Raw genomic sequence first — 26,025 nt, 5'->3', positions numbered from 1 at the left:
GTATCCAGTCAATCAGTATCTTGACTTATATAGCGTCGAATTGTAAGATATATTCCTTGTAAAATTAACCAAAAGAACAACAGATTTATTGATAATGCTTTTTTAATTACTTCTCCAAAATAAATGATGACAGCCGCACTTGTCAGTATCATCAGTAGGGTAATAACATCCCAACAGTTTTTCTTATATAATTCTATAACCTTTATTTCTATCAGTATCGCCAGTATTCCTGTCCCTGCCACACATATTCCCACAACCAATATCAGCAATAACCAATATATGATTCCGGCTATAATCTCATTTGGAATTTTTGTGCTGATTTGTGCCACAGATTGCCCGGCATCAATCGTCCAACCAATAAAAGTTTGTATGAATGATGCTGCATCATGGAAGAATGATTTGCAATCGGAAAGGAACACATCTGACTGTACTGCCTGAAAAAGAGTGGTTGTCAGCGAATACCATGCAAGAAGGAACAAGGTTGTTTGGAACATTACCGTTTTTGCTTTATATTGTCCTGCAAGTTGCTCTTTTTGTGTTTCGTATCTTGCTTTTGCATTCTGATAGGCTGTCCGGTCACAGGCTTCGCATTTTTTATAGAGTACCGGCTTTTCTACCGGTATCTCTACGATTTTCTGATGTGTCCGGGCATAATCCCGTTGTTGTGTTAAGCATCGTATTTTATCTTGACATTCCCCTATCGTGACGTTTGCGCTTCGCAGCTTCTCTTTCTCGTTCCGCAATGCTCTGTCTGCTAGCTTCAAGTCGTTCTTTAATGCTTGAATATTCCCGGCTCTGTTCTCTTTGTTTAATTTCTCGTTCAAGGTCAGAGATTCGTTGAGCTGCGTCTTTAGTTCCACGATAAGCTGGTCTTTCTGTTCCAGTTCTTCTTGTATCTCCTCGGTCAAGAGGAGAAGTTCTTCCAACTGTTCGGCGTTCTTTGATTCTCTGGATTCGTTCATCTATATCACGTCCTTTCTCTATCTGCTGTTCCAGTTCAGCAATTCGGTGTTCTGTTTCAGTAATAAACTGTTTTCGCTGTTCAGTTTCTGTACCAATTTCTGCCATTGCTGATTTTCGTTTTCCAAAAGTTCTATCTTCGTTTTCTGTTCTTCCATCTTGGAAAGCAGTTCCTCGGTATTTGGCAAAATGTTGAGCAGCTCGGATAACTCGCTGTTTAATTTTTGCAATTTCTGATTCTGTTCCTGCATAAGAGAGAGTTGGGTGTCCCGGTTCTGCATTTCCAGAATCATTTCTGCCATTAAGGTCTGCTGTTCTTCGATTTGCCCAATCATGGATTCCATTAAGGGTATAATTTCCCGGCTTTCTTCTAATGTCATTTAATCGCTCCTTCCATAATGATAATGCACCCGATACTTTTCCAAAGGTGTCCAGTATCTTTTGCAATAACGTGTTTTGTTGTTTTATGATTTGATTTTCCGCTACTTTCCACGAACCTTTTATTTCCTGCCCGGCAAGAAACTTTTGTTCAATCTTTCTTGCGTCAGCGCCTTCATGGATGGTAGGAATCTGGAGTTTTCCCTGTTTTTCATAAGAACGGTGATCGACCTGATTATGCAAAGGAAGATGTTCATTACACACCTTTGCCCATTCACTCCGCCACAGTTCACAATTTTTTGGATTGTTCCATCCGTTAGCATCGGTCAGCACCCGTTTCCATTGCAGGCGGTTTCTTGCACCCATCTTCTGAATTCCGTTTTCGTCTAATACAGGGATACGGATTCCATGACGGTCAGGGTTTTTCTTATCCTGCCACCAGTTCGGATGGGATTCATCAATCACGATATTTCCGTTTTTATCTCTGAGAAAATCCCAATCCTTGACTTCTTTCTTTCCCCAAGAATGATCCGGGTTAAAAGGACGCATAGTCAGAAGCAGATGGACATGGGGGTTGCCATCCCCTTTATCGTGGATACTCCAATCAGCACACATTCCTCTATCTACAAAAGTTTTTTGAATATAGTCAGTTGTATATTGAATTTGTTCCTGTCTGTTCCATTCTTTGGGAAGGGCAAATTCAAATGACCTGCCAAGTTGGGCATCTGCATTTTTTTCAATCTTCAATACCTCATTCCATAACCTTTGTTTCTGAAATGTGATTTTAAATTTTTCTAAAGCAGCTTCTTTATCTTCTGATCTTTTGTATCGGACAGATTTTTGAAAGCGTTTTATATTTTCTTCTGGTACTATCTGCCATTCAGGAGGTGCGTTTTCACACATCATCAGCCGAGTGTAGACCACTTCTTTTTTAGAAGTGTAATAACTGATTCTCCCGGTTTCCTCGTTTTTCATCACATCCCCATTGAGATATGCGGAAGCGGAGATAACAGATTTCCCTTTACTTCGTCCGACTATTTTGACTGTGTAATGAAAAATCGCCATGTCTGGATTCCTCCTTTCTGCACATCCGGCATAGATTTCCGGCAACATTGCTTTCGGTTTTAGGAAAAGCAGCATTGCCGGAACGCCCTCTGCGTAAGAGTGCCCTGCGCATAGCAGCCTGCATGGAATGCGCCTCTCTGGCGAAGAGTGCCTCCTGCGGCATGAGCAGGTCTGGCTGAAAGCCCCGCCGACGGAACGAGCCCGGCAAGCGTGAACGCAGACCGGTTGCCACTTGTGGCAAACTTATTGGGACGACCTCTGGTTGTCCATAAGTGCGCCCTTCATGAAAAAGCAATGAAGGGAATGAAAAACTCATCCCCCGCCATTACACTTCCTCCATATCGGTATTTGTTTCTTTCTGCATTGCCTTTGAAAAAAATTTCCCATTGGCTTCCTGCTTTTTCAGAAAACCAATCAGCTTTGGGATGTCCTCTTCCTCAATAGGCGCACCGAGAACGGATTCCACCGCACCGCCAACCTGACAGAGCCTATGGGTTCGTTTTTTACTTTCTTCGGCTTTCTTTCGTTTCAGAAGTTCTTTCTTCTGTACTGCATATCGTTTTGCTTTTTCAAGGCTTTCCTGTTCCTTCTTTTCCATTTCAAGCATTCGTTCTTCATAACTTTTTGTTGATTTTGCCATGATTACATTCCCCTTTCTTTTACAAACATAAGTTCTCGGTTGCGTATCAGAAGAAGCACATGGTATAATCTTCTTGCGTGTAGGTATATCATGGCTTCGGTCTGATAGAACCTTTGGCGGTTTCTTGGGAAGCCGCCTTTTTAATTTGCCGCAGTTCTTGTTACGGCTTTTACATTTCCTCTATCCCTCAAATCACGACCTTCATTAGCTTCCATAAACATTTCCAGAATATCGGTTTTAATCAGGACTTTGCGACCAACCTTTAATACTGGAAGTTTCTTCCATTCTACAAGCTGTCTTAAGGTATTTCTGCCGATTCCCGTATAGTCAGCAGCTTCTTCGATGGATAATGCAATTTTTCTTTGCGTCATATAATCACCTCCTTATAAATTGCATTATGCAATTCTTGTGATGTAAGTATATCCTTTTCACATCTTTTTGTCAAGCGTTACGAAATATTAAAAACAAATATTATATTGCATATTGCAATTATAGAAAAACAATGCTATAATTCATACATACCGAAAAAGGAGGCAGTCAGCATGAAAGATAAAGAACTACGCAAGCTGATAGGCAGCAGAGTAAAACAGCGCCGTCTGGAATTGAATCTGACACAGCCTTATGTCGCAGAAAAGATGGGTGTTACCGCTTCTACAATCCTGCGTTATGAGAATGGTTCGATTGACAATACGAAAAAAATGGTGCTGGAAGGTCTTTCGGAAGCACTCCATGTATCTGTGGAATGGCTCAAAGGGGAAACAGATGAATATGAAACCGACATTACGGATAAGAGAGAGTTACAGATTCGTGATGCGATGGGAGATATTCTGGAACAGTTACCGCTTGCCCTTACCAAAGAAGAAGATGCTTTTTCAAAAGATTTATTACTGCTGATGTTAAAACAATATGGTCTGTTTTTGGATTCCTTCCAGTTCGCCTGCAAAAACTTCAAGGGAAATGCTGGTCAGACGGATATTGCCAAAACAATAGGGTTTGAATCGAATGAGGAATATAATGAGATTATGTTCTTAAGGGAAATCACTCACACCATCAATGCTTTTAATGAGATGGCAGACGTTGTAAGGCTCTATTCCAAGAAACCAAAAGCAGCAGAACAAAGGCTTGCAAATCTTTTATCAGAAGTCTTATACGAAGATTCCGAATCGGTATAGTAAGACAACCGGAGTTATGATATACTTACACGCACGAAGCATTTCATCAGTTCCGATTGTCTAATATCGAAAGGAGACATACGATTATGGCAAAAGGATCTGTAAGAAAAAAAGGAAAGAAATGGTACTACCGTTTCTATGTAGAGGACGCAAGCGGCAATCTTGTTCAGAAAGAATGCGTTGGAACAGAAAGCAAAAGTGAAACTGAAAAGCTGCTCCGTCAGGCAATGGATGATTATGAGAAAAAGAAATTTGTTGCCAAAGCGGAAAATCTCACAGTCGGACAGCTTTTGGATGTGTGGGCAGAGGAGGAATTAAAAACAGGTACGCTCAGCAATGGTACGGTGGAGAATTACCTCGGAACAATCCGAAATATCAAGAAACACCCATTGGCAGAACGGAAACTGAAAAATGTAACCTCTGAACATTTGCAATCCTTCTTTGATTTGCTTTCCTTCGGGGGAGTTCATCCCGACGGAAAAGAGAGAAAGGGTTACAGCAAAGATTATATCCATTCTTTTTCCGCAGTCATGCAGCAGTCCTTCCGTTTTGCAGTATTTCCAAAGCAGTATATTACGTTCAATCCCATGCAGTATATTAAACTGCGGTATCAGACGGATGAAGTGGATTTGTTTTCCGATGAGGATATGGACGGAAATGTCCAACCAATTTCACGAGAAGATTATGAAAGATTGCTTGCTTATCTGCAAAAAAAGAACCCAGCCGCAATACTTCCAATCCAGATAGCCTATTATGCCGGGCTTCGTATTGGAGAAGCCTGCGGTTTGGCATGGCAGGACGTAAATCTGGAAGAACAATGCCTTACCATAAGACGCAGCATCCGATATGATGGCTCAAAGCGCAAATATATCATCGGACCAACCAAGCGGAAAAAAGTAAGGGTTGTTGATTTTGGAGATACACTGGTAGAGATTTTCCGTAATGCCCGGAAAGAGCAGTTAAAAAATCGAATGCAGTACGGAGAACTTTATCACACGAACTACTACAAAGAGGTCAAAGAGAAAAACAGAGTGTACTACGAATATTACTGCTTAGACAGAACAGAGGAAGTCCCAGCAGATTATAAAGAAATTTCTTTTGTTTGCTTAAGACCGGATGGTTGCCTGGAACTTCCGACTACTTTGGGAACGGTATGCAGAAAGGTGGCAAAAACATTAGAGGGATTTGAAGGCTTTCATTTCCACCAGTTACGTCACACCTATACAAGCAACCTTTTAGCAAATGGAGCAGCCCCAAAAGATGTGCAGGAATTGTTGGGACACTCAGATGTCAGTACCACAATGAACGTCTATGCTCACTCCACAAGAGATGCGAAACGAAAATCGGTTCGGCTTCTTGATAAAGTGGTGGGCAATGACTAAAAAATTTCCCTTATTTCCCTTGTGATTATCTCATAAGGGCAAAAATAAGGGAAACTACATATCATTTCACTAATGGACATGCGGGAAAGCCTATAAAATAGGGAAAGTTAGAGAGATAATTATATAAATTCAAGTTTATTCAGCAGATTGTGCCTGTCCTCATAAAATTCCTCCAACATCTTTTTTTGCGATACCGTAATTTTTTCGATCATATCAAATTGCTGGGCATAAACTGTATGTTCTTTTTCATAAGCAAAAACTTTATTTATTTTTACATACAATTCAAAAATAATGACATTAAATAAGATAAGAATGCTGATAGTGATAACAGCAAAAAAGGACTTTCCTTCTGAGCAAAATTCATTGATCGCAATGACTATGCTTCCCACTGGCACCAACAGGAGAAAAAAATAATATTTTCCCGGTACCGGACTCTCCTTTCTTTTTTCTGCCACCATCGACAGTGCATATACAGAAAGGATCATCAGGATGTTCGATAATACCAACCCAATAATATCCCTTTGCTGGCTTTCCCCTATGTCAAAGCTATTGATTAGGGAAAAGACAAAGACCTCAATCAACGACCAGCCTGCATAGAATGTAGCCAATAAAAAGTATTTTTCCTTTCCACGGCTTTGGTAGGCAACCATCGCTATGGACAGAATCAGTAAAATGTTCAGAATGGTTGCAAAAATTTGCAGGCGCCCATTATGATAACCAAAGAAAAATTGGAATATGCAATAAACAATCCACAGAGAAACAGAAAGTATACTATTCTGCTTTTCTTCAAAAAAGCTTCCCCAAAATCTTTTTACAATCCATACGGTTGCGATAACAATAGAAATATTTAATAGAATATCTTCTATTTGATTATACATTGATTTCCCCTCCCAGAAGATGGCTGTATTGTTGGTTAAAGTATTTCTGCCGTTCTTCGCTTATAGGCAGTTTCTTCCCATTTACCAACGTTATTTCTATTTTTGTCCTTGATCTAATCAAATAATAATTTACCAGATAAGACTGATGTACTCTCAAAAAAGGTATTTTTCCATCTGACATTTTTTGTTCTATCTCTGACAGTTTCCCGTTAAATGTGTAATGCTCCCCGTTTTGCGTATATATTGTAACTTTCCTGGCATTGCTTTCAAAGTATAAAATCTCTTTACATAGAATTTTATATTCTTCATGCTTATAAGAAAAGGTAAAATAGACCATTTTACTGCAGACTCTCTGATAAGTTTCCAGAAATGTCTTTGTCAATATCTCCTCATCGATTGGTTTCTTTATAAATCCAAATACATCCAACCGGAACAATTCCATCATATATTTATCATAGCCTGATACATAAATCAGAAGTACATTATCATCCACCTTCCGTATATTTTCAGCCGCAATGATGCCATCGCCACCCTTCATCTGAATATCCAAAAAGATGATGTCATACTTTGTTCCTGATGTAACCTGCCTTTTGAGTTCCCTACCACTGTAAAAAACATCAATATTCACGGGAATGCTTTCCCGCTTGCATACTTCAGAAATTATATGCTCTATCTGATTCACAATTACATTTTCATCATCACAAACAGCAATTCTTATCATGTGTACTACCTGCATTATACTTATAAAAGTGGACACATTGGTTAAATAGACTTACTATTAACATAGACACCAAAAGGAGGTATCTTTTATGTCCACAAAACAACATTACGATGAGGATTTCAAACGAACCCTCGTTGAGCTTTACCACAATGGTAAAACTCAGGCCTCTCTTATCAAAGAGTACGGCGTATCTCAAACTGCTCTTTCCAGATGGGTCAAACAGTATTCAACTGTTGAAACTGATGACGGTGAAGTTCTTACTGCAAAGCAGGTGAAAGAGCTTCAAAAACGTATGGCTCAGCTGGAAGAAGAAAACCAAATACTAAAAAAAGCGATTGCCATATTCACGCCACACTCAAGCAACGATTAGATGCCGTGCATAAGCTGCGTCATCAATACGATATCAAAACTCTTTGTCGAGTTCTTCGCATAAATCGCAGTACTTATTACAAGCACTTTTATTCAGATTTAGCACCTCGTACAAAAGAAAATCCGTTGATTCGTAAGCACCTTTTACAAATCTATACTGATTACGATAACTCTCTTGGTGCTTACAAGATCCGTCGTGTATTAGAACGTGATTATGGCATAAACATCAGTCTCGGCAGAGTGGACCGCCTGATGAACACTATGAATCTACCAAAACGTTCCACAGAAAAACCAAAATGGAAAGGTGCCTGGAAAGACAATGGTCCTTGTGAGTAACACTCCCTTTTGAAATCGAGACAGATTCACGTCCCCTCTCGCTTTTAAAATTTCTTACCGCACTTTGGGCAATACTCAAAATTTTCTGCTGTCTCATACCCACAGTAATTGCAATGTTTATAGTTATACCCATAGGTCACTTTTGAAATTCTCTGCAAATGCTCCGGGCGAATCAGTACCTGCTCTCCCCGGGCAATGGCCTTTCCCATCTCCGGATCCAGTTCATACAGCGTATTACAGCAGCTTGTCCGCACATAATAGTGCTTATTCCACTTAATACACGGTATGAAAAACATAGCCCGTCTCCTATCTCACCAGTCCCATGTTGCTTCTGTATTCCTCATTCAGCTGCCGCAGTTCCTTCTCCCCGTTAATGTACGGTTCATAAAATGTATCCACGGAACCACCGCCCAGATTATCACAACCGTTGCAGAAGTCACAGGCTCCACCGCACTGGTTCAAACCCTCCTGTATAATGCGGATCCGCTCTTCTCTCGTTGTATCTTTGATCAGTATACTTTTGATCTCCATATGCCATCACCTTTCCTGATTTATCAATACTATATATCAATAATAATGAAACTGCCTGATATGCGATAACTTTATTTTACCACACATCAGGCAGTCTGTTATCATTTTATTTCTTTACCCCGGCAATATCATCCGGATCCCGGCCTTGATAATTCCGATCCCTACCGGTATTAAAATGATTGTACAGCAGAAGATCTCTCCCACGCCCGACAGGATGAGGCCGATGGGCAACAGGATCAGCAGCCACACACAGGCCTTTAAAATTGCCCCGGTAATCTTATATGCGATTCCGAATAAAATGGTTAACAGCAACAGACACAATATAAATGAAATCATAATTTTTCTCCTTTCCATAATGTAGGCCACATGCTTCACAGAAAAAACTCCTGTCTTTGTAGCTATTATATCCGGTTGTCCCACCATTTTCAGTACGTAATGTTGCACGATAAGTCATCCTAATATAGGAAAAGGACAGAGGATATCCTCTGCCCTTTTCTAGGCTGTTTCTATGCTGTTTCTTCAGGAATGGTCCCGGAACATAATGCATTCCTTCACTGTTTCCAACAGCTTCTTTTCATCCATCGGCTGTTGATAATGTCTTCCGCAAAGGCATTGGCGCTCATGGCAATGATGGGGACATTTCCGGCATCCGACCGTTTCATGGACCGGATCCTGCGGGTGGCATCCCAGCCATTTAGCTTCGGCATCATAATGTCCATGAAGATCACATCGTAATATCCCAGCTCAGATTTTTGAACTTTTGTACCGCCTCTTCTCCGTCTGCAGCGCACTCTACGTGGATCCCGTAATCCTCCAGCATGAATTTTGTGATCTCCATGTTGAGTTCATTGTCCTCTGCTAACAGCGCCCGCAGACCTTCCACCGGGATTTCCTCATAGTTTACGTTCTTCTCCTTCTCCACCGGTTCCCCGATTTTGAACGGAAGTGTCATGGTCACAGTAGTTCCGACGCCTTTTTTACTCTCTATGGCAATGTCTCCATCCAGCCTGTCCACGATTTTCTTTGCAATGGCAAGTCCCAGTCCTGTGCCTTCGTACCTGGATCTGCTGGTCTCATTCTCCTGCGTGAACGGTTCAAAAGCATGTTCCAGAAAGGTTTCACTCATGCCGATACCAGTATCGGCACAGCCGAATTCATAGACTACCCGCTCCTCGTCCGCATATTTTTCTGCACACCAGACACGCACACTGCCGCCCGGTCCGGTAAATTTAACCGCATTATCAGAAATATTGGTCAGCAGTCTCTCCACATAGATTGGATTCCCTGCCAGATCCATATGGCGGATATCACTCTGTTCCCAGTCAACAATATATTCCACATTCTTTTCTGCCGCCTGCTTCTGCTTGCCGAGGTTAACCCGGTTCAGCAGTTCTGCCAGATTAAACGGAATCTCCTGTTCCACTACACCTCCCGACTCCAGTTTGTTCATATCCAGAATATCATTCACGATAGAGACCAGATACTTCGATGAAGTCATGATCTGTTCCCGGCACTTTCTCTGTACCTCCAGATCATCCGGATAACGGTTTGCCAGATTCAGCGTGCCGATAATGCCATTCATGGGTGTCCGGATATCATGACTCATATTTGACAGGAAACGGGCCTTCAAAGCTGCTGCCTTCCTGGCTTCCTCCACCTGATACATCAGTTCATGTTCCCACTTCTTGGTATCGCTGATGCTGCGGATCAGGCAGAGCACATGGGTCAGTACACCGTTTTCGTCTCTCTTTTTTTCCACAAAACGGAGTCTGTGCCAGTCGCCATCCTTCATCCGGTATTCTAGGACTAACGTCTCTTCATTCTTCATGCGTTCCGGCAGGGTCTTCAGATCCACAAATTTGAAAAATGCCTCCTGATACTCCTCCGCCACGTATTGTCTGCATACCTTTTCATTGCTTTCCGACAGCTTTCCCGATTTCGTGAACTTCAGATGCTCGGTATCCCGGTTATTGATCTCTTCGAAATAATCTGCCTGAATATCGATCCGTGAAATATACTGGTAAGTTCTGGCGATGGAGGAAATGATCTCGTTACTCAGCTTCACTTTCTCCAATGTGTCCTGTAACTGCTTCTGGATTGCTTTTTCTTTGTACAGAATGCTGTCTATATTCCGGCAATAATTTATTCAGGATGTCATTTTCGTTCTGCTCATAGTTTAAAGACATCGTTTTCCCCTTCTACGGCACAATAAAAGCCGTCTGCCAAAAATGTGCACTGACAGACGGCTCACGATAAACATACTCCCCTACACTCAGGAATCTGCTGCAACCGGCTGTCATAGTCTGATTTTTCTCTATGTTCAGACCTTAGACCCATCTGGCTTTGTGTCCCCGTTTTTCAGCGGGTTTACTAAATAGATATTATTTTTATTACATTTTCTCCGGAGCTTCGAATCCCAGCATATCAATACAGGTCTCCAGGATATCTCTGGTCAGCACTAAAAGTGCTACCAGTCCCTGCTTACGCTCCTCATTCTCTTCACCTAAGATCTTGGTCTCATGGTAGAAGTGGTTGAACGCATTGGCAAGATCGTAAATATAGGCACATACCTTATGGGGTGCCAGTTCTTCTCCAGCGGTAGCGATCATGGTATTGAACTGTGCCAGTTCCATGGCAAGCTCTTTCTCGGACGCATTACCGGGCTGCTGTAATTTTACAGCGGTCAGGTCTCCGCCCTGCTCCTTGTATTTATTCAAAATAGACTTGATTCGCACAATGGTATACAGGATGTAGGGGCCGGTATCTCCCTCGAAGGAGGTGAAACGGTCGATATCAAAAACATAATCCTTGGATGCCTGATTGGACAGATCACCGTATTTTAATGCGGAGATAGCTACCACGTCCGCTACCTTTTTCGCTTCGGCATCCTCCATGTCGCGGCCTTCCTTGATCTTTTTGTACATCTCATCCTGTGTATCCTTGATCAGATTCTCGAGACGCATAACACCGCCCTGTCTGGTCTTGAAGGGTTTGCCATCCTTGCCGTTCATGGTACCGAAGCCCAAGAACTTCAGCTCGGTCTCGGGTTCTACCAATTTCGTCTTGCGGGCACAGCGGAATACCTGCTCGAAGTACAATTCCTGACGCTTGTCCACCACGTAGATCAGCTCGTCGGGATGATACAGCTTCATACGCTCCATAATAGTAGCCAGGTCTGTGGTATTGTACAGAGAGGCCCCGTCGGACTTTAAGATCATGCAGGGAGGGATCTCCTTGGTGTCGGTCTCTTCTTTGACATCCACCACCAGTGCACCCTCGCTTAAGTGCGCATAACCGTTGTCCTTCATATAGGCAACCATTTCCGGGATGATGTCATGGACATCGCTCTCTCCCTTCCACAGATCGAATTCTACGTTTAATTTGGAATAATTCTTCTTCAGGTCGTTCACAGACACATTGATAATGTGCTTCCACAGCGCACGATATCCTCTGACACCGCTCTGTAATTTGAAGGTTGCTTCCATGGCCTTTGCCTTGTACTCGGGATCTTCCTTGGACTTGGCGCTGGCTGCGGGATAGATTTCCTCCAGTTCACTGATGGTAAACGGAGCTTCCTCGGGATATTCCCCGGCGTAGTTCTCATCAAAATATACCAGTTCCGGCTGTCTCTCCTGTAAACCGGTGATCACCAGACCCATCTGTAATCCCCAGTCACCCAGATGCACATCACCGATAACCTCATGTCCCACATAGCGGCTGATGCGTTTTACGCTCTCACCGATCACTGCGGAACGTAAATGTCCCACATGCAGAGGTTTTGCCACGTTGGGGCCGCCGTAGTCGATAATGATCTTCTTGGGATGTTCGGGCTTCTCCAGACCGAATTTTTCATTTGCCTCCATGCCCTGTAAATAGGTGAGCAAAAATGCCTCACTGACCTTCAGGTTCAGGAATCCGGGGGCTACTGCCACCACTTCGGAAAATACCTTGCTGTCTTTTAACTGCTCTGCCACGTCGTTTGCGATCATGATGGGGGCTTTTTTATACAGCTTGGCTCCCGCCATGGCGCCGTTACACTGATATTCGCACAGGTCAGGACGGTTGGAAAGCATTACTTTTCCTAAGCTTCCGTCATAGCCTGCTGCGGTAAATGCCTGCTGCATTTCCTCTGTCAGCATTTCTAAAAATTTCTTCATGTCAGTCAATCCTCATACCTTTCAGTAATCTGCCGGTATTCCGTTACTTCCTGTAATGTACCGGAATATCTTGTGCAGTCACAAGTTCTATCTCTCACGCTGCCGCGCTGTTTTCAATATTTCTACTATATCCTAAAATCCCCTATCCCGCAAGACGCAATTACGCATTTATAATCTGTGCTTCCCGCTCCGCCTTGGAAAAGGCACAGCCGCAGTAATTCTGCCGGTACAGCTCATACTCTGCGGACAGTTCGATGGATCTCTTATACCCGTTCTTTTTCTTGAAATCCGAGGGCAGCCAGGGGATACCATATTCCCCGGACAGTGCCTGCCCGATCTCATTGATCTTCGCCGCATTTTTCAGAGGGCTGATGGTCAGGGTCGTTGCAAAATAATCAAAGCCTCCGGCAAACGCCAGTTCCGCCGTCTTACGCAGCCGCAGATCGAAGCAGCGGAAGCACCGCTCTCCTCCCTCGGGGCAGTTCTCATACCCCTTCGCCATCTCATAAAAACGCTCCGGTTCATAATCTCCCTCCACGATGTCGATGGGCCAGCCCTTTTCTTCTTTATTATAAGCTGCGATCAGACGCTTCTGCTCCGCCACGCGCTTTCGATATTCTTCCGAAAAGGAAATGTTGGGATTGTAATAAAATACCGTGATCAAAAAATAACGGCACAGATATTCCAGACAATAACTGCTGCAGGGTGCGCAGCAGCTATGCAGAAACAGGCGGGGCGGTCGGTAATCCGACGCTGCCTCGCCCTTCTCCTGTAAGGTATTTAAAATTTTCTCTAATTCTTTCTGATAATTTACCTGGTTCATACGGTTCTCTTTCCGGCAATACTCTCGCAGTGCCCATTGCCTGCGCTCATTATAGCATACTTCACCGGACAATCCGCAATATTTTTTACGCAAATCATCCACTATGCCGGACAGATCATCCATTTTCACAAGGCACATTCACACAATTACAACAGATAAAATCCGGCGCTGCCCCCGGGCACGGTAACCTTTCCACCTGCAAATGTTGCTTCGTCGCCGAAGGTATACAGAGCTTCCTTCACCGCACAGTCTCCGTCAAAGCTGACCTCTCTGTCCGCCGGATTGATGATAACAAGGATCTTCTCCTTGTCGTCGCTGCGCAGATACGCCAGAGGATACTGCTTTTCCTCCGCATAGACGAACTCGATCTCTCCACGGCTCTGCAATGCGCTGTGCGCCTGACGGATATCGATCAGTTTCCGGATCTCATGGTACAGGGAATCCGGATCTGCCATCTGGGCCTCTACCGTGGGACGATCTGCAGCCTCGTCCTGTTTTACATAGAGCTTTTCCTTCGGTGCCGCACTGAAGCCGGCGTTGGTGGTATGATCCCACTGCATAGGCGAGCGGGAACCGGTACGTCCGTAACCGCCCTCTACGGAATGCAGATTTTCCACATAACGCATACCGATCTCATCCCCATAATACAGGAAGGGGGCACCGGGCATGGACAGCAGGAAGGCAAATGCCACCTTTAGCTCATCCCCATGAATACTTCTCGCCAGACGGTCCATATCGTGGTTGCCGGAAGGAATGCAGATCAGACCTTTCCGCTGCGCTTTTTCATAATTCTCCTTGTATTTCTCCACGAAGGCTGCCACATCACCTTTTCCTCTTCCGGAGAAGAAAGGCTCCTCGCAGCGGAACAGATCGTTATAATGAGACGGTCCGAAATGAAGTAAAAAGTCCATATGGAAGCCACCCTGCAGGGACTTGTCCGGTTCTCCCCACTCGGATACCAGCACTGCGTCGGGGAACTCCGCATCCAGGAACGCTCTTACCTTTCTCCACAGAGCGATGTTTCCCTTGCCGTCCTCATCGTTTTTCACCAGCGAACCTGCCATATCCACACGGAAGCCGTCACAACCCATGCCAATCCAGAACCGCATGACATTTTCCATCTCAGCAAGTGTTGCCTTAGGACCCGGATCATCGGGATCCTGCTGCCAGTCCTGTGTCTTTTTATAAAATCCGTAATTGAGTGCCGGCTGGTGTGCGAAAAAGTTCACGATCACTGAGCCCTCTCTCTCGGAGATACCGCACAGACTTCCCATATTCTCCAACTGTCCCCAGGTGCTGTCGGTCCAGATATAACGATCAGTAAATTCATTACGATCTGCCTTACAGGACTCCTTAAACCAGGGATGTGCCACAGATGTATGTCCCGGCACCAGGTCTAACAGGATATGCATATTCCGCTTGTGTACTTCGTTAAACAGGCGCTTCAGGTCCGCATTGGTGCCGTATCTGGGAGCTGCCTGATAGTAGTCCGCCACATCATAGCCTGCGTCTCCGAAGGGGGATGCAAAACAGGGATTCATCCAGATCGCATTACATCCCAGTTCCTTAATATAATCCAGTTTTTCTATGATACCCTGAAAATCACCGATACCGTCACCATTGGTATCCAGAAAAGACTGGGGATAAATTTCATAAAAGATTGCATTATCAAGCCATTTTGCCATAGTGTACTCCTTCCTGTGTGCTTTATTTTTATTATAAAAACGTTTTCCGTATTCTTTCTTTTACCATACCACAGAATGGATACTTGTACAACTGAGAAAAACCATCTATAATAAAGTAGCTTGATGCCCCGATATGCGAATAGCACAAAACAATCCGCAGGCATCCAACTAGGATAAAATAAGAACGAGGTCTATCATGTTAACACAAAAAGTAAGCACCATCGATGAACTCCTGCAGTTCGTCAGTACGTTACGCCAAAAGCACGGCGTCCGCCTCTGGTTCCGCGGGGAAGAGAACGCGGATCTGACTCTGATCCCTTCCATCCAACGAAGCCAGAAAAGACTGGACTCCGAACGCTATATTGCCAATGATTTCTATATCCGGGCGAGACAGATCCTGGACAATCCTCCCGACAAACACAATTACGCCGGCTGGGTCTCCCTGATGCAGCACTACGGTCTGCCCACGAGAATGTTAGACTGGACTCAGTCTCCCCTGATCGCCGTATTTTTCGCCACGGAGACTTACCGGGAGACTCCAGACACCGATGCCTGCGTCTGGGTACTGACACCGGGTCTGTTGAACGAGAAGGAAGGCTTCGGCAACTGCATCTATCCCATTGATGCGGACACCACCCAGGAAATGCTGCTGCCCGCCTTCAAACACAACCACCACAATCCGGAATTGAAAAACAAGATCCTGGCTTGCAGCTCCACAGAAAACAACCTCCGCATGTATTCCCAGTACTCCAACTTCACCGTACATAACTCTCTGGAACGTCTGGAAGACATCTGCGATGAAAATATGCTGTATAAGATCATTATTCCCTCCGGGCGGAAACAATACTTTATAGAAAGCCTGCGGGTATTCGGCATCTCCGAAAGCTTCGTATACCCCGACCTGGATCATATATCCAGTGATTTGAAGGACTCCTATGGGATTTAGATTCATTAATTAAGAAAGGAAATATACACATGAAAATCGTATTACAGCATCTGACCAAGAAATTCCCCGCCCGCGGTCCTGTCCGCGGCAGGAAGAATCGCGAGGATGTCATTGCCGTGAATGACTTCGACTTCGAGATCCCCGACGGCAAGCTGATCGGACTCTTAGGTCCCTCCGGCTGTGGCAAAAGTACTGCCCTGAATCTGATCTGCGGTCTGCTGAAACCCACCGAGGGCAAAATCTTTTTCGGCGAAGATGATGTCACCGGACTTCCGCCCGAGAACCGCGGTGTCGGCATGGTGTTCCAGAACTATGCCCTCTACCCCCACCTCACTGTGGAAAAAAACATTCAGTTCCCTCTAGAGAATCTGAAGGGTGCTGACAAACTTTCCAAAGAAGAGATGAGTAAGCGCGTGCTGGAAGCGGCAAAGCTGGTACAGATCGATCACCTGTTAGAGCGCAAACCCAATGAGCTCTCCGGCGGTCAGCAGCAGCGTGTTGCCATCGCCAGAGCCTTAGTCAAGCTGCCTCGCGTTCTTCTTTTGGACGAGCCTCTCTCCAATCTGGATGCCAGACTCCGTCTCCAGACCAGAGAAGAGATCCGCCGGATCCAGCAGGAGACGCAGATCACCACCATCTTCGTTACCCACGATCAGGACGAAGCCATGAGCATCTCCGATATGATCGTCGTGATGAAGGACGGTATCGTACAGCAGATCGGCAAGCCCCAGAACGTATATGATGATCCCGTGAATCTGTTCGTTGCAAAGTTCCTCGGCACACCTCCCATCAATGTATTTTCCGGTGAGGTAAAAAATGAGCAGTTATATATTGGCTCCGAAGCTGTCCTGTCCACTCCCGGAGTATCGGATCAGCCCGTGCATGTCGGCATCCGCCCGGAAGGCTTCATCTTAAAAGAGGACGGACCGCTCTCCTGTGACCTGGTGCGTCTGGAAGTCATGGGCCGGGATGTGAGTATTGTTTCCACCCATGAGAAATCCCAGAACGTTACCATCCGTTCCATCATTGATGCGGACGAAGGCAGATCTCTTCCCACCGGGAAAGTACATTTTGCCTTAAAGCCCGCAAAAGTATTTCTCTTTAGTACCGACACCGAAGAACGCATCCGTTTCTAGAAAGGCAGATATCCTATGGAAAAGCAAAATCTGAAAGCCTGGCTCTATCTCCTGCCGGCATTCCTGTTCCTGGGTGCTTTTATGATCTATCCTCTTATCGACGTATTCGTGTACTCCTTTGAAGAGGGTTACAATTCTGCATCCCAGACCTTTTACGGCATAGGCATGTACAATTACTCCTATGTGCTCCACGATCCGTACTTTTTACAGGCATTGAAAAATACCTTTATTCTGGTCATCATCACCGTTCCGGTCTCCACCGGACTGGCGCTTTTGATCTCCGCCGCCTTAAGCTCCATCAAACCGCTGCGGGATCTGTTCCAGACCATATTTTTCCTGCCCTATGTGACCAATACTCTGGCGGTCGGTCTGGTCTTCATGATTCTTTTCAAAAAGACTCCTTACTCCGACGGTCTGATCAATCTACTGATCCAGTTTTTCGGCGGCAGCTCCGTGGATTTCATCGACGGGCCCTACTGGGTGAAAATGTTCGTGCTGTGCTTTTACACCATCTGGATCGTTATGCCCTTTAAGATCCTGATCCTGACCAGTGCTCTCGCCAGTGTGAACCCCATATACTACAATGCGGCAAGAGTGGACGGCACTTCCCGTTTCCGGATGTTCACCAAGATCACACTGCCCATGATCTCCCCCATGGTATTCTACCTGATCATCACCGGCTTTATCGGCGCATTCAAAGCCTACAGTGATGCCGTGGCACTCTTCGGCACGAACTTAAATGCCGCAGAGATGAATACTATCGTCGGCTACGTCTACGACATGCTCTACGGCGACAGTGGCGGATATCCTTCCTATGCTTCCGCTGCGGCAATCCTGCTGTTTGCCATCGTCCTGACCATCACCTGCATCAATCTGCTGGTCAGCAAAAAGCATGTCCACTATGTATAGGAAAGGAGGTCTTTGTGATGTCTGATGTTACATCTGATTATGAAAGAATCGAGAAACGCACCCGGATCCACGGCAATATCCGCAATGGGGTCATCTACTTTTTTCTGTGTCTGTGGGCGCTGATCGTACTGTTCCCCTTTTACTGGATGGTACTGACCTCCGTAAAAAGCTACGGCTCCTATAATGCAGAATATATTCCGAAGTTTTTCACCCTGTCTCCCACTTTGCAGAACTACGTGGACGCTTTTACCACTGTTTCTCTGGGAAGATACCTGTGGAACACTTTGTTTTTCACCGTGGTCACCACTGCCATCATGCTGGTGGTCATCACCCTGGCAGCCTTCGCTTTTGCAAGGTTGAACTTTGCCGGAAAAGATCTGATCTTTACGTTATTTTTATCTCTGATGATGATTCCCAATGAACTGGTGGTCATTACGAATTTCACCACCATCACGAATCTGGATCTGCGCAATACCTTCACCGGTCTGATCCTGCCTTCCGTGACCAGCGTATTTTATATCTATCTGCTGCGGGAGAATTTCGCACAGATTCCGGACGAGCTGTATTATGCCGCCAAGGTAGACGGTACTTCCGATCTGCGATATCTGCGCAAGGTCATGGTGCCCATCTGCAAACCCACGCTGATCACCATCGTGATTCTGAAGGTTATTGAATGCTGGAACTCCTATGTGTGGCCCAGACTGATCACCGATGATCCGGATTACTATCTGGTATCCAACGGCATCCAGGAGATCCGTGAGAATGGTTTCGGCAGAGAGAACATCCCCGCCATGATGGCTGCGGTGGTCGTGATTTCCGTTCCTCTGGTGGTGTTGTTCCTCGTATTCCGTAAAAAAGTCATGGCAGGCGTTGCCAGAGGAGGTACCAAAGGATGAGTCGATTCAGCAAAAAACTGGCATTATTATGTGCCGTGGGCACTCTGTCTCTGTCCCTGACCGGCTGCCATGGTTCGAAAGGTCTGCCGGAATTCACTGTTCCTGAGGATTTCGATACTTCCAGGAACTATGAGATCACCTTCTGGGCGAAAAATGATACCAACAAAACCCAGACGGAAATCTACAAGAAAGCCATTGCGGATTTTGAAGCCCTGTATCCCAATATCACGGTGAACCTGAATCTATACACGGATTACGGCAAAATTTACAACGATGTCATTACCAATATTTCCACCAATACGACACCCAATGTCTGCATCACCTACCCGGATCACATTGCCACCTACCTCACCGGGCAGAATACCGTAGTTCCTCTGGATGACCTGTTTGCCGATGAAAAATACGGTCTGGGCGGCACGGAGCTTGCCTATGACGGTCCTGCCAGAGAAGAAGTCATTCCTCAGTTTTTGAATGAATGCTCCATCGACGGTCATTACTATGCCGTTCCTTACATGCGTTCCACCGAGGCCTGCTACGTGAATAAGACCTACGTGGAAAATCTTGGATATACTCTGCCGGATGTACTGACCTGGGACTTCATTTGGGAAGTCTCCGAGGCTGCCACCGCCCAAAATGCGGACGGCACCTATGTGGTCAACGGGCAGAATGTACTGATCCCATTTATCTACAAGTCCACCGATAACATGATGATCCAGATGTTAAAGCAAAAGAATGCGGGATATTCCACGGCTGACGGCAGCATTGAACTTTTCAACGATACTACCACGGATCTCCTGTATGGTATTGCCGGACATGTAAAAAGCGGTGCCTTTTCCACCTTCAAGATCTCCGGTTATCCTGCGAACTTCCTGAATGCCGGGCAATGTATTTTCGCCATTGATTCCACCGCCGGAGCCACCTGGATGGGTACGGACGCTCCGCTGTCGGATATCAGCGAGGATTCTCTGGTGCAGTTTGAGACCGCCGTGCGGATGATTCCCCAGTTTGACCCGGAGCATCCCGAAATGATCTCTCAGGGTCCTTCCGTCTGCGTCTTCAATAAATCAGACTCTCAGGAAGTACTGGCATCCTGGCTGTTTGCCCAGTATCTGCTCACCAACGATGTGCAGATTGCTTATTCCGAGACAGAAGGCTATGTACCTGTAACCTCTAAGGCACAGAACTCCGCAGAGTATCAGGATTATCTGTCCGAATGCGGTGCGGATAACAGTACGCATTATGCGGTGAAAATTGAGGCTTCCAAACTGTTGCTTGACAACGTAGACAACACCTTCGTTACACCGGTATTTAACGGTTCCGCATCCTTACGTGATGCCTCCGGACAGTTGATTGAAAACGTGGTGAAGTCCACCCGCAGAAAAGAGACTGTGGATGATACCTACATACAAAAGCTTTACAGCGATGTAGAAAGCCTGTACCGTCTCGGTCAGGGAAGTGATGCCTCCTTCGGCAAAAAGGAACTGGGTGCCATGCCCCGGGCTTCCGTGATCCTGTTAAGCACACTTGCAGTCACCTGGGTTCTGATCCTCCTGTATGTAGGGCGGGAATATTTAAAAAACAGAAAGAAGTAATTTTTCAGCCCCATTCGTAAGATAATATCTGGTGGTATTATCCTGCGCATGGGGCTCTTTTTGCAAAAAGCCTTGATTTATCTTACGTTTCAGGTATAATGGAACTGTTCGGTGTCTGAATGCGCCGGATAAATTGAGGAGATGTCTGTGTATCTGCACAGACCCATATGCGCCACAAGCGCAGGAATGGAGGATTATTATGAAAAAGAAGACACTTGCATTAACCATGGCTATGGCTCTGGTTCTGTCTCTCGCTGCATGTGGAAACAGCAATGCAGACGTTGCTGCTGAATCTACCGCTGCTGCCACCACCGAGGCTGCTACTACCGAAGCCGCTACTACCGAAGCCGCTGCTACGGAAGCTTCTACCGAGGCTGCTGAAGCTGTTGCTGATGAGAAGTCCGAGGGTGTTATGACCTACGAAGAGTACATGGCTGCTGATCTCGATTCCGAAGTTGTGATCGAGGCTTATGTTCAGGCTAAACAGTCCTGGTGGGAAGATAAGGCTACCCTGTACACCCAGGATCAGGATGGTGCTTACTTCATCTACAATTCCGTATGTTCCGAAGAGGATTATGCTAAGCTGGTACCCGGTACCAAGATCAAAGTAACCGGTTATAAGACCGAGTGGTCCGGTGAAGTAGAGATTGCTGAAGGTGCTACCTTCGAGATCGAAGAGGGCAGCTACATCGCTCCCGTTACCGATGTGACCGATCTGTTAGGTACTGATGATCTGATCAACTATCAGAACCAGTTCGTAGCTTTCAAGGGTATGACTGTAGAAGCCAGCCAGGATGCCACCGGCAATGATGTTGCTTTCCTGTACAACTACGATGGTTCCGGTGAAGACGGTAACGACCTGTACTTCAACGTTTCTCTGAATGGTCAGACCTATACCTTCACCGTTGAGTCTTATCTGTGCGACAACACCACCGATGTTTACAACGCTGTAAAGAACTTAAAGATCGGTGACACCATCGATATGGAAGGTTTCCTGTACTGGTACGAAGGTGTGAACCCTCACATCACTTCCGTGACTGTGAAGTAATTTCATCTGGTGAAAATCTTATTAACATAAAAGAGTTGTCCTCATTATGAGGGCAGCTCTTTTGTTATTTCCCGTAATTAATCACCAGTCTGGTAAACAGATCCTCCAGATCCATCCGTACATCCATTTTTTATACACACGGATTTTTCTCTTTCCATACCCTCTTTTTATTGTCCACTCTTATGCTTTGCTTATCTTCTACCATGTACTCCTGCACATCCCCGGCCTCTGTCTGCCGAAATTCCCCGCCCTCGTCAACTGTGCGACAATTCTTTTCTCGGGACTTACTGCTTATGCGTGCCGTTCAGCTTTTATTTTCTGCTCTCCCACCAACGTTTAGCAATCCGGAAGCCCTCCGTGGGGACGCAGAATCGCTGATCTCTAGGCGGCTGCAATGCGGTATCCAGTTCCTCCATATCGAACCACTCCACACTCTCCACTTCCTCTTTTTGCAGGATAAGCTTCGCAGCATCTACCGGCTTAGTGTACATATAGACGAATGCAACCTCGTTGTCCCGAAACATTTTTCCATGAAATTCCTTTTCGTATTGAATATCAAAGCATCCGGCGAATTGCAATTCCTCTTTAGATGCCTGGATTCCCAGTTCTTCGTGAAGTTCCCGTATTGCAGATTCCTCCGGCTCGTCCCCCGCCTGAATATGTCCGGCGGAAGAAGTATCGAACCGCCCCGGAAAGCTGTCTTTTTCTGCAGAGCGTTTCTGCAATAACAGCTGGGCTTTTCCGTTCTGTTCCCTCACGATCCAGATATGGGCGGTTCTGTGGCGGACACCCTTTTTATGTGCCTGTGTGCGTTCTATGCTCTCCCCTGTGGGAATGCCTTTTTCATCTACGATGTCAAAAAATTCCATGGTGTTATGGCTCCTTTGTGTTTCTTTGTAGCTTTCCTATCTAAGATCTAATACCATCAGATCAAAATCGTAGTATTCCCCGTCGATCTTAAAATACGCCGGCGAGGTCCCGATTTTCCGGAAGCCATATTTCTCATAGACATGAATAGCTCGTATATTATCGCTTCTAACTTCCAGATTGATCAGTTCTATCGTATGTTCTTTTGCATAATCAATAATCTTTTGCAATAGAGCACTGCCAATTCCCTGCCCCCATTCCGACTTGACCACAGAGATTCCGAATTCGGCGCGGTGGCTCATCCTTCTGGAAAATCCGCTTAGACTGGCATCTCCGATAATCTCTCCATTTTTCCATACTACATAGAGAACGGAATGTTCCTCCTTATTTATATTCTGTATAAATTTCTCTTCCTCTTCTGTCGAAATAGGAAGCCCTTCTTTTCCAAAGGACAGATAATCTGTCTCTCCACCTACCTGCGCTAAATATGCGATGATCTTCTCCGCATCTTCCGGTGTAGCTTCTCTGATATCAAATTCTTCCATAGCTGCCTCCAGCCCTTCTGTCATCTGTTAATGGATCTGACTTGCAATCGTATTAAAACCTGCACCAATACTTCCATTCAGCTGCTCCAGTGCATGTGCGGTCAATCTTCCGCAATCACAATAGCTGCCACAATGATTATCCTGCCGATCAGATGTTGGTATTCTTTCATGCTGATTTTCTTTTATTCGTAATCAAAAATGGCCTTAGTCTGAATATACTTCCCGTACTTTGCCTTCCATTCCTGATGATCTGCGGAAGCATCATACACAGACAGTGCCTCCGGATCCATTTCCATCTCGATCATCAGATCATGCCGGTTCGGTCTCGGTGTCACATTTTCATAAATGTTCACCGTATGAACGCCTTCTATCTGCTTCGTCCGATTGAAGATCTTCTTTATGTCCGCAAGCATCTCCCTGCTCGCCGCATCCTCCCGGTTCCATATATTCTCTTTAAATTTTACAATGATCAGGTGCTTCATTTTGCATATCCCCCTTATTTTACTATTACTGATATGTTTTATCCTACCACGGCATCCCATTTGCTACAACCAAAATATTCCTGCAAGATCATTTCTACTTTGTCTGCATTCAGAGGACACTGCTTTGTTTCATAGGTGAGAATCAGATTTACCGAAGGAATGATACCATGTCGGCAATATAGCTTTATTTTGTCACAAGCATGATTGCAATAATCCGGATTATCCATCATCCCAAAGTGCTCCCAATAGAAATATTGTCCCGTAAAGGGATGTCGTATCACGAAATCTGGATATAAAATTATTCCATCCAAAACCAGTTTTTCTTCATAGTGAAACGGTATTTTATTTTGATATAGCATTCTGTCAATAATTGCTTCTGATTTAGACCGCAACATCTTCCCATGCGTTCCTTGTACCAATAAATTTTCCGGATGCTTTGTACATTTTTCATAGGGTTCCTCCTGCCACCGCTCTAGTTCCTTATCCAATGGTCTGAAATTCTTAGCCAGCAATTTTCCATATTCCGGATGATTTAATAGATGTTCGGAGTTTATTTTCATCTTGTCTGTCTTCTTCAAGTAGGCTTCCCATCCCGCTGCTTCACTCTCCAATTCCTTTTTTCTATACTCATAGTATTTCTTCAATGCCAGTATTTCTGCCTGATTTCTTTCGGTTTTCGGAAGATAGCGTATTCCATTTTCCTCTTTTACTTTCCATTTGTAGCGGTTTTCATTTTTGAAGCATTGCAATTCTCCTTGCGGAAATTTTTTGTCCAATTTTGTTATCTTTTCTAATTCCTTATTAATTTCTTCTATTCTGTTTTTTATATTTTCGCGTGTAGTTTTCACTTTTCCTCCTTCTGCACACTGGCTTCTTGACTTCTCCGGGGCTTATTCTTACTTTTCTTTCTCCTACGCCCCGGCTTCTTGACTTCCCCGGGGCTTATTCTGATAAAGTCTATATAATGGTGTAAATTACAAATCTATATAAAAAGAGCCAAGTGCTCATCTTTCAGTTATAATTAAGTTACCACACAAAACATAATTGAAAGGACGAAACCCATGGCTCAATTACATTTTACATTAGATAGTGATTTTTTTGTAGGACTTTTTTCAGAAACTAAGGATGAAGCATTTGGCAAACTTATGGAAGCTTTACTTAATCAGGTTCTTCAAGCTGAATCTACCGAACAACTTGGTGCTAATAACTATGAACGTTCGCAGGAACGTTCTGATTACAGAAACGGAACCCGGACAAGGTCATTAACCACTCGCATCGGAAAGATTGAATTACAAGTTCCTAGACATCGTAATGTCCCATTTAAGACTTCCTTATTCGAGAATTACCAGCGTAATGAGCAAGCTTTAATTACAACCATGATGGAAATGGTAGTGCAGGGTATATCAACCAGAAATGTCAAAAAAGTAACTGAAGAACTCTGTGGAGAGTCTTTCTCTAAATCTACTGTTTCTGAAATTTGTAAGGAACTTGATGTTCCAATTAAACATTTTAAAGAACGTTTACTGCCGGAACATTATCCATTTATTATTGTCGATGCGATATATTTAAAAGTTCGCGAAGATCATCGTGTCAAGTCCAAAGCATTGTTTGTCGCTATTGGGATAAACAATACAGGTCACAAGGAAGTACTCGGTTTTGAAGTATACGATTCTGAGAAAGTAAACACCTGGAAGGACTTCTTTGAAAGTCTTAAAAGTCGTGGCTTACGTGGCGTGGATATTGTGATATCAGATGCACACGCAGGGCTTGTTGAAGCAATAAAGGAATGCTTCTCTGGTTCTTCATGGCAGCGTTGTCAGGCTCATTTTACTAGAAATATCATAGATAAGTGTCCCAAAAAATATAGCACTGGTTTAGCTTCTGAATTGCGAGATATGTTCAATGCAACTACTATTGAAGAAGCCCGTCGACTAAAAGAATCAATATACGATGAATATCAGGACGTTGCAAATGAAGCAATGGTTGTCCTTGATGAAGGGTTTGAAGATAGCATAACAATCATGGCATTACCTTCAAAATATCGTATTGCATTAAGAACCAGCAACATAATAGAGCGTGAAAACAGAGAGATCAGAAGACGAGAAAAGGTCATTCAGATTTTCCCTAATACGGAATCTATTATTCGACTGATTGGTGCAGTTCTTCAGGATGATCATAATGATTGGAGTGTCGGTCACAGAATTTTTGATATGAAAGAGTACTATGACAAACTAAGCTCCATTCAATCAAATCTCCTGAAGATAAAGGCAGCATAGACGGACTAACATAGCTGGAAGATGAATGTACACACAAATTTGGACTTGACTCTTATTCTTACTTTTCTTTCTCCTACGCCCCGGCTTCTTGACTTCCCCGGGGCTTATTCTTACTTTTCTTTCTCCTACGCCCCAGCTTCTTGACTTCTCCGGGGCTTATTCTTACTTTTCTTCCTCTCACGCCCCGGCTTCTTGACTTCCCCGGGGCTTATTTCTACTTTTCCTTCTCTC

At 44.7% G+C, this 26,025-nt stretch carries 29 protein-coding genes and 1 riboswitch; of the genes, 10 read left to right on the top strand and 19 right to left on the bottom strand.

Annotated features, from left to right (window positions below; genetic code table 11):
• Positions 1 to 8 precede the first annotated feature (8 nt).
• The 4 genes from DWZ61_RS10260 to DWZ61_RS10240 form a co-directional block, all read right to left on the bottom strand.
• The gene (locus DWZ61_RS10260; RefSeq protein ID WP_118538366.1) at positions 9 to 743 is read right to left on the bottom strand and encodes a DUF6040 family protein; all 735 of its coding nucleotides are present in this window, start codon (positions 741 to 743) and stop codon (positions 9 to 11) included.
• A complete protein-coding gene (locus DWZ61_RS10255; protein ID WP_015529842.1) occupies positions 682 to 2,403 on the bottom strand; it encodes a MobA/MobL family protein in 1,722 nt (573 codons plus the stop codon). The genes DWZ61_RS10260 and DWZ61_RS10255 overlap by 62 nt, the downstream gene beginning before the upstream one ends.
• 325 nt (positions 2,404 to 2,728) lie before the next feature.
• A complete protein-coding gene (locus DWZ61_RS10245; protein ID WP_004843520.1) occupies positions 2,729 to 3,043 on the bottom strand; it encodes a hypothetical protein in 315 nt (104 codons plus the stop codon).
• A 140-nt stretch (positions 3,044 to 3,183) separates the two neighbouring features.
• The gene (locus DWZ61_RS10240; RefSeq protein ID WP_004843519.1) at positions 3,184 to 3,414 is read right to left on the bottom strand and encodes a helix-turn-helix domain-containing protein; all 231 of its coding nucleotides are present in this window, start codon (positions 3,412 to 3,414) and stop codon (positions 3,184 to 3,186) included.
• A 171-nt stretch (positions 3,415 to 3,585) separates the two neighbouring features.
• On the opposite strand from DWZ61_RS10240, the gene DWZ61_RS10235 reads away from it, so the two are divergent.
• Both DWZ61_RS10235 and DWZ61_RS10230 read left to right on the top strand, forming a co-directional pair.
• Positions 3,586 to 4,215 (top strand): helix-turn-helix transcriptional regulator, encoded by a 630-nt coding sequence (locus DWZ61_RS10235; protein WP_004843518.1) that lies wholly within the window; start codon positions 3,586 to 3,588, stop codon positions 4,213 to 4,215.
• 86 nt (positions 4,216 to 4,301) lie between these two features.
• Positions 4,302 to 5,597: a tyrosine-type recombinase/integrase gene (locus DWZ61_RS10230; protein ID WP_004843517.1), complete on the top strand. Its 1,296-nt coding sequence runs from the start codon at positions 4,302 to 4,304 to the stop codon at positions 5,595 to 5,597.
• A gap of 119 nt (positions 5,598 to 5,716) precedes the next feature.
• Here DWZ61_RS10230 and DWZ61_RS10225 read toward each other — a convergent pair whose 3' ends face one another.
• Positions 5,717 to 6,475 (bottom strand): hypothetical protein, encoded by a 759-nt coding sequence (locus tag DWZ61_RS10225; RefSeq protein WP_118538362.1) that lies wholly within the window; start codon positions 6,473 to 6,475, stop codon positions 5,717 to 5,719.
• The gene (locus DWZ61_RS10220; protein WP_118538360.1) at positions 6,468 to 7,196 is read right to left on the bottom strand and encodes a LytTR family DNA-binding domain-containing protein; all 729 of its coding nucleotides are present in this window, start codon (positions 7,194 to 7,196) and stop codon (positions 6,468 to 6,470) included. Before DWZ61_RS10220 ends, DWZ61_RS10225 begins: the two co-directional genes overlap by 8 nt.
• Before the next feature lie 88 nt (positions 7,197 to 7,284).
• Here DWZ61_RS10220 and DWZ61_RS20195 point away from each other — a divergent pair, with 88 nt between their 5' ends.
• Positions 7,285 to 7,566 (top strand): IS3 family transposase, encoded by a 282-nt coding sequence (locus DWZ61_RS20195; RefSeq protein WP_022153383.1) that lies wholly within the window; start codon positions 7,285 to 7,287, stop codon positions 7,564 to 7,566.
• A 379-nt stretch (positions 7,567 to 7,945) separates the two neighbouring features.
• Here DWZ61_RS20195 and DWZ61_RS10205 read toward each other — a convergent pair whose 3' ends face one another.
• The 9 genes from DWZ61_RS10205 to DWZ61_RS10170 form a co-directional block, all read right to left on the bottom strand.
• Positions 7,946 to 8,197 (bottom strand): zinc-ribbon domain-containing protein, encoded by a 252-nt coding sequence (locus DWZ61_RS10205; RefSeq protein ID WP_117466691.1) that lies wholly within the window; start codon positions 8,195 to 8,197, stop codon positions 7,946 to 7,948.
• A 10-nt stretch (positions 8,198 to 8,207) separates the two neighbouring features.
• The gene (locus tag DWZ61_RS10200) at positions 8,208 to 8,432 is read right to left on the bottom strand and encodes a hypothetical protein (RefSeq protein ID WP_022153385.1); all 225 of its coding nucleotides are present in this window, start codon (positions 8,430 to 8,432) and stop codon (positions 8,208 to 8,210) included.
• A gap of 114 nt (positions 8,433 to 8,546) precedes the next feature.
• The gene (locus DWZ61_RS10195) at positions 8,547 to 8,768 is read right to left on the bottom strand and encodes a hypothetical protein (protein WP_118538358.1); all 222 of its coding nucleotides are present in this window, start codon (positions 8,766 to 8,768) and stop codon (positions 8,547 to 8,549) included.
• Positions 8,769 to 8,983: 215 nt separating this feature from the next.
• Positions 8,984 to 9,151, bottom strand: a complete 168-nt coding sequence (locus DWZ61_RS10190) for a response regulator (RefSeq protein WP_145985593.1) — start codon at positions 9,149 to 9,151, stop codon at positions 8,984 to 8,986.
• Positions 9,152 to 9,156: 5 nt separating this feature from the next.
• Positions 9,157 to 10,497, bottom strand: coding sequence for an ATP-binding protein (locus DWZ61_RS10185; protein ID WP_118538356.1), 1,341 nt, complete (start codon positions 10,495 to 10,497; stop codon positions 9,157 to 9,159).
• Positions 10,484 to 10,618, bottom strand: a complete 135-nt coding sequence (locus tag DWZ61_RS20385) for a hypothetical protein (protein ID WP_255713338.1) — start codon at positions 10,616 to 10,618, stop codon at positions 10,484 to 10,486. The genes DWZ61_RS10185 and DWZ61_RS20385 overlap by 14 nt, the downstream gene beginning before the upstream one ends.
• A gap of 95 nt (positions 10,619 to 10,713) precedes the next feature.
• Positions 10,714 to 10,814, bottom strand: a riboswitch (cyclic di-GMP riboswitch).
• A gap of 8 nt (positions 10,815 to 10,822) precedes the next feature.
• Positions 10,823 to 12,589 (bottom strand): arginine--tRNA ligase, encoded by a 1,767-nt coding sequence (argS, locus tag DWZ61_RS10180; protein WP_118538354.1) that lies wholly within the window; start codon positions 12,587 to 12,589, stop codon positions 10,823 to 10,825.
• 160 nt (positions 12,590 to 12,749) lie between these two features.
• Positions 12,750 to 13,412 (bottom strand): epoxyqueuosine reductase QueH, encoded by a 663-nt coding sequence (locus tag DWZ61_RS10175; RefSeq protein ID WP_118538404.1) that lies wholly within the window; start codon positions 13,410 to 13,412, stop codon positions 12,750 to 12,752.
• 146 nt (positions 13,413 to 13,558) lie between these two features.
• Entirely contained in the window at positions 13,559 to 15,097 is a 1,539-nt protein-coding gene (locus tag DWZ61_RS10170; protein WP_118538352.1) for an alpha-amylase family glycosyl hydrolase, read from the bottom strand.
• A 196-nt stretch (positions 15,098 to 15,293) separates the two neighbouring features.
• Between DWZ61_RS10170 and DWZ61_RS10165 the strand changes: the two genes are divergently transcribed.
• The 6 genes from DWZ61_RS10165 to DWZ61_RS10140 all read left to right on the top strand — a co-directional run bounded on the left by DWZ61_RS10165 (position 15,294) and on the right by DWZ61_RS10140 (position 21,624).
• Complete coding sequence (locus tag DWZ61_RS10165; protein ID WP_022153391.1) at positions 15,294 to 16,043, top strand: FRG domain-containing protein; 750 nt, start codon at positions 15,294 to 15,296, stop codon at positions 16,041 to 16,043.
• 29 nt (positions 16,044 to 16,072) lie between these two features.
• The gene (locus DWZ61_RS10160; protein ID WP_118538350.1) at positions 16,073 to 17,179 is read left to right on the top strand and encodes an ABC transporter ATP-binding protein; all 1,107 of its coding nucleotides are present in this window, start codon (positions 16,073 to 16,075) and stop codon (positions 17,177 to 17,179) included.
• A 15-nt stretch (positions 17,180 to 17,194) separates the two neighbouring features.
• Positions 17,195 to 18,088 carry a sugar ABC transporter permease gene (locus DWZ61_RS10155; protein WP_118538348.1) on the top strand — a complete coding sequence of 298 codons (894 nt, stop codon included), beginning with the start codon at positions 17,195 to 17,197 and terminating at the stop codon, positions 18,086 to 18,088.
• Positions 18,089 to 18,105: 17 nt separating this feature from the next.
• A complete protein-coding gene (locus tag DWZ61_RS10150) occupies positions 18,106 to 18,984 on the top strand; it encodes a carbohydrate ABC transporter permease (RefSeq protein WP_022153394.1) in 879 nt (292 codons plus the stop codon).
• Positions 18,981 to 20,576, top strand: coding sequence for an extracellular solute-binding protein (locus DWZ61_RS10145; RefSeq protein WP_118538346.1), 1,596 nt, complete (start codon positions 18,981 to 18,983; stop codon positions 20,574 to 20,576). The genes DWZ61_RS10150 and DWZ61_RS10145 overlap by 4 nt, the downstream gene beginning before the upstream one ends.
• A gap of 199 nt (positions 20,577 to 20,775) precedes the next feature.
• Positions 20,776 to 21,624, top strand: coding sequence for a hypothetical protein (locus tag DWZ61_RS10140; RefSeq protein ID WP_022312838.1), 849 nt, complete (start codon positions 20,776 to 20,778; stop codon positions 21,622 to 21,624).
• A 311-nt stretch (positions 21,625 to 21,935) separates the two neighbouring features.
• Here DWZ61_RS10140 and DWZ61_RS10135 read toward each other — a convergent pair whose 3' ends face one another.
• From DWZ61_RS10135 to DWZ61_RS10120, 4 genes are all read right to left on the bottom strand, one after another.
• Entirely contained in the window at positions 21,936 to 22,493 is a 558-nt protein-coding gene (locus DWZ61_RS10135; RefSeq protein WP_118538344.1) for an NUDIX domain-containing protein, read from the bottom strand.
• A 36-nt stretch (positions 22,494 to 22,529) separates the two neighbouring features.
• Entirely contained in the window at positions 22,530 to 23,036 is a 507-nt protein-coding gene (locus DWZ61_RS10130; protein WP_118538402.1) for a GNAT family protein, read from the bottom strand.
• 182 nt (positions 23,037 to 23,218) lie between these two features.
• The gene (locus DWZ61_RS10125; RefSeq protein ID WP_182427048.1) at positions 23,219 to 23,518 is read right to left on the bottom strand and encodes a Dabb family protein; all 300 of its coding nucleotides are present in this window, start codon (positions 23,516 to 23,518) and stop codon (positions 23,219 to 23,221) included.
• A gap of 38 nt (positions 23,519 to 23,556) precedes the next feature.
• Positions 23,557 to 24,294 carry an ATPase gene (locus tag DWZ61_RS10120; protein WP_147326703.1) on the bottom strand — a complete coding sequence of 246 codons (738 nt, stop codon included), beginning with the start codon at positions 24,292 to 24,294 and terminating at the stop codon, positions 23,557 to 23,559.
• Between the two features lie 285 nt (positions 24,295 to 24,579).
• Here DWZ61_RS10120 and DWZ61_RS10115 point away from each other — a divergent pair, with 285 nt between their 5' ends.
• A complete protein-coding gene (locus DWZ61_RS10115; RefSeq protein ID WP_117467615.1) occupies positions 24,580 to 25,794 on the top strand; it encodes an IS256 family transposase in 1,215 nt (404 codons plus the stop codon).
• Positions 25,795 to 26,025: the final 231 nt, after the last annotated feature.

The organism is Clostridium sp. AF34-10BH (assembly GCF_003478095.1).
Lineage (GTDB): Bacteria > Bacillota > Clostridia > Lachnospirales > Lachnospiraceae > Acetatifactor > Acetatifactor acetigignens.
Note: the sequence above shows the minus strand (reverse complement) of the source record. Positions and strands in the feature narration are given on the sequence as shown.

What these genes read in the sequence shown, in the direction of transcription:
- DWZ61_RS10255 (WP_015529842.1), bottom strand. Translation starts at nt 2,403, where the DNA reads ATGGCGATTTTTCATTACACAGTCAAAATAGTCGGACGAAGTAAAGGG.
- DWZ61_RS10245 (WP_004843520.1), bottom strand. Translation starts at nt 3,043, where the DNA reads ATGGCAAAATCAACAAAAAGTTATGAAGAACGAATGCTTGAAATGGAA.
- DWZ61_RS10240 (WP_004843519.1), bottom strand. Translation starts at nt 3,414, where the DNA reads ATGACGCAAAGAAAAATTGCATTATCCATCGAAGAAGCTGCTGACTAT.
- DWZ61_RS10235 (WP_004843518.1), top strand. Translation starts at nt 3,586, where the DNA reads ATGAAAGATAAAGAACTACGCAAGCTGATAGGCAGCAGAGTAAAACAG.
- DWZ61_RS10230 (WP_004843517.1), top strand. Translation starts at nt 4,302, where the DNA reads ATGGCAAAAGGATCTGTAAGAAAAAAAGGAAAGAAATGGTACTACCGT.
- DWZ61_RS10225 (WP_118538362.1), bottom strand. Translation starts at nt 6,475, where the DNA reads ATGTATAATCAAATAGAAGATATTCTATTAAATATTTCTATTGTTATC.
- DWZ61_RS10220 (WP_118538360.1), bottom strand. Translation starts at nt 7,196, where the DNA reads ATGATAAGAATTGCTGTTTGTGATGATGAAAATGTAATTGTGAATCAG.
- DWZ61_RS20195 (WP_022153383.1), top strand. Translation starts at nt 7,285, where the DNA reads ATGTCCACAAAACAACATTACGATGAGGATTTCAAACGAACCCTCGTT.
- DWZ61_RS10205 (WP_117466691.1), bottom strand. Translation starts at nt 8,197, where the DNA reads ATGTTTTTCATACCGTGTATTAAGTGGAATAAGCACTATTATGTGCGG.
- DWZ61_RS10200 (WP_022153385.1), bottom strand. Translation starts at nt 8,432, where the DNA reads ATGGAGATCAAAAGTATACTGATCAAAGATACAACGAGAGAAGAGCGG.
- DWZ61_RS10195 (WP_118538358.1), bottom strand. Translation starts at nt 8,768, where the DNA reads ATGATTTCATTTATATTGTGTCTGTTGCTGTTAACCATTTTATTCGGA.
- DWZ61_RS10190 (WP_145985593.1), bottom strand. Translation starts at nt 9,151, where the DNA reads ATGGACATTATGATGCCGAAGCTAAATGGCTGGGATGCCACCCGCAGG.
- DWZ61_RS20385 (WP_255713338.1), bottom strand. Translation starts at nt 10,618, where the DNA reads ATGTCTTTAAACTATGAGCAGAACGAAAATGACATCCTGAATAAATTA.
- argS (WP_118538354.1), bottom strand. Translation starts at nt 12,589, where the DNA reads ATGAAGAAATTTTTAGAAATGCTGACAGAGGAAATGCAGCAGGCATTT.
- DWZ61_RS10175 (WP_118538404.1), bottom strand. Translation starts at nt 13,412, where the DNA reads ATGAACCAGGTAAATTATCAGAAAGAATTAGAGAAAATTTTAAATACC.
- DWZ61_RS10170 (WP_118538352.1), bottom strand. Translation starts at nt 15,097, where the DNA reads ATGGCAAAATGGCTTGATAATGCAATCTTTTATGAAATTTATCCCCAG.
- DWZ61_RS10165 (WP_022153391.1), top strand. Translation starts at nt 15,294, where the DNA reads ATGTTAACACAAAAAGTAAGCACCATCGATGAACTCCTGCAGTTCGTC.
- DWZ61_RS10160 (WP_118538350.1), top strand. Translation starts at nt 16,073, where the DNA reads ATGAAAATCGTATTACAGCATCTGACCAAGAAATTCCCCGCCCGCGGT.
- DWZ61_RS10155 (WP_118538348.1), top strand. Translation starts at nt 17,195, where the DNA reads ATGGAAAAGCAAAATCTGAAAGCCTGGCTCTATCTCCTGCCGGCATTC.
- DWZ61_RS10150 (WP_022153394.1), top strand. Translation starts at nt 18,106, where the DNA reads ATGTCTGATGTTACATCTGATTATGAAAGAATCGAGAAACGCACCCGG.
- DWZ61_RS10145 (WP_118538346.1), top strand. Translation starts at nt 18,981, where the DNA reads ATGAGTCGATTCAGCAAAAAACTGGCATTATTATGTGCCGTGGGCACT.
- DWZ61_RS10140 (WP_022312838.1), top strand. Translation starts at nt 20,776, where the DNA reads ATGAAAAAGAAGACACTTGCATTAACCATGGCTATGGCTCTGGTTCTG.
- DWZ61_RS10135 (WP_118538344.1), bottom strand. Translation starts at nt 22,493, where the DNA reads ATGGAATTTTTTGACATCGTAGATGAAAAAGGCATTCCCACAGGGGAG.
- DWZ61_RS10130 (WP_118538402.1), bottom strand. Translation starts at nt 23,036, where the DNA reads ATGGAAGAATTTGATATCAGAGAAGCTACACCGGAAGATGCGGAGAAG.
- DWZ61_RS10125 (WP_182427048.1), bottom strand. Translation starts at nt 23,518, where the DNA reads ATGAAGCACCTGATCATTGTAAAATTTAAAGAGAATATATGGAACCGG.
- DWZ61_RS10115 (WP_117467615.1), top strand. Translation starts at nt 24,580, where the DNA reads ATGGCTCAATTACATTTTACATTAGATAGTGATTTTTTTGTAGGACTT.